The following is a 1,173-nucleotide window of genomic DNA, read 5'->3' on the forward strand; positions in this document are numbered from 1 at the left end:
AAGCAGAAGAACTTGCAATGCAACAATTAGAACAAGTTCAAATAGCTGACCAAGCACATAAGTTTCCAGGTCAATTATCTGGGGGTCAACAACAAAGATCAGCTATCGCTAGAGCTTTATGTATGCAGCCTAAGATAATGTTATTTGATGAACCAACCTCTGCGCTTGATCCTGAGATGATTAAAGAGGTTTTAGATGCAATGGTGAACCTTGCAAAAGGTGGTATGACGATGATTGTTGTAACTCATGAAATGGGATTTGCAAAAGAAGTAGCAGATGAGGTTATTTTTATGGACGAAGGTATGATAGTTGAAAAAAATACTACAAAAGAATTTTTTGCTAACCCAAAAAGTGACAGAACAAAACTTTTCTTAAGCCAAATATTATAAAATTTGCATGCCTGACATGCAAAATATGTTGTATTTTCCTATATTTCTTAAAAGCAATTTAGAGTTTTTCTAATATTGTCAAGCCTCAAAATCACTCAAAAAAAATTTTTTTTCCGCTTGCATAAACCCCTAGGATAGAGTTCAATCTTATTTTTTAAGAGGGGTCTTAATGGAAGATAATTTTAATAAACACTTAGGTAACAAACTTAAGTTAAGAAGACTAGCACTAGGTCTTACACAAACAAAAGTAGCAAAAGCAATCAACGTAACATTTCAACAAATTCAAAAATATGAAAAAGGCACAAATGGAGTAAGTTCTATAAGATTACTTCAATTGTCGAACTATTTAAAAGTTCCAATAAATTATTTTTTTGAAGATTTTTCAGAATACCTAATAAATGCTGATAAAATTAAAGAAAGCCACATGAATGTGAACTATAATTTTTTAGTTAAGGTATATTCTGAGCTAACTAACGATCAGAAAATAAAATTTAGCAAAAATTTACAATCACTTAACGTTGGAATTCAAAAGACTGGTTAATTTGGCTCCTCGGGCAGGACTCGAACCTGCGACCAATTGATTAACAGTCAACTGCTCTACCAACTGAGCTACCGAGGAATATAAAAATTAAAACTTACTTTTTTTTTACTTGAAAACAACTCTTTTTTTTGGAGGTAACGCCCGGAATCGAACCGGGATACAAGGATTTGCAATCCTCTGCGTAACCATTCCGCCACGTTACCGATAAATCTGATTATAAAACAATTTATTAGATGTTTATAT

The 1,173-nt window shown here is 32.4% G+C and carries 2 protein-coding genes and 2 tRNA genes; 2 read left to right on the plus strand and 2 right to left on the minus strand.

All coding sequences use genetic code 11. The annotated features are described in order from the left end of the window. The coding region (locus AMN84_RS01570; RefSeq protein WP_143755528.1) for an amino acid ABC transporter ATP-binding protein at positions 1 to 389 on the plus strand (389 nt) is incomplete at its 5' end. Positions 390 to 558: 169 nt separating this feature from the next. Beyond that, the gene (locus tag AMN84_RS01575) at positions 559 to 930 is read left to right on the plus strand and encodes a helix-turn-helix domain-containing protein (RefSeq protein WP_075482811.1); all 372 of its coding nucleotides are present in this window, start codon (positions 559 to 561) and stop codon (positions 928 to 930) included. A 2-nt stretch (positions 931 to 932) separates the two neighbouring features. On the opposite strand, the gene AMN84_RS01580 is transcribed toward AMN84_RS01575, so the two are convergent. Beyond that, positions 933 to 1,008 (minus strand) — tRNA-Asn (locus AMN84_RS01580). Positions 1,009 to 1,059: 51 nt separating this feature from the next. Continuing rightward, positions 1,060 to 1,133: transfer RNA gene (locus tag AMN84_RS01585), tRNA-Cys, on the minus strand. Between the last annotated feature and the right edge of the window lie 40 nt (positions 1,134 to 1,173).

Origin of the sequence: Candidatus Pelagibacter communis, assembly GCF_001180105.1 — a bacterium.
Classification (GTDB): Bacteria; Pseudomonadota; Alphaproteobacteria; order Pelagibacterales; family Pelagibacteraceae; genus Pelagibacter; species Pelagibacter ubique_K.

What these genes read in the sequence shown, in the direction of transcription:
- AMN84_RS01575 (WP_075482811.1), top strand. Translation starts at nt 559, where the DNA reads ATGGAAGATAATTTTAATAAACACTTAGGTAACAAACTTAAGTTAAGA.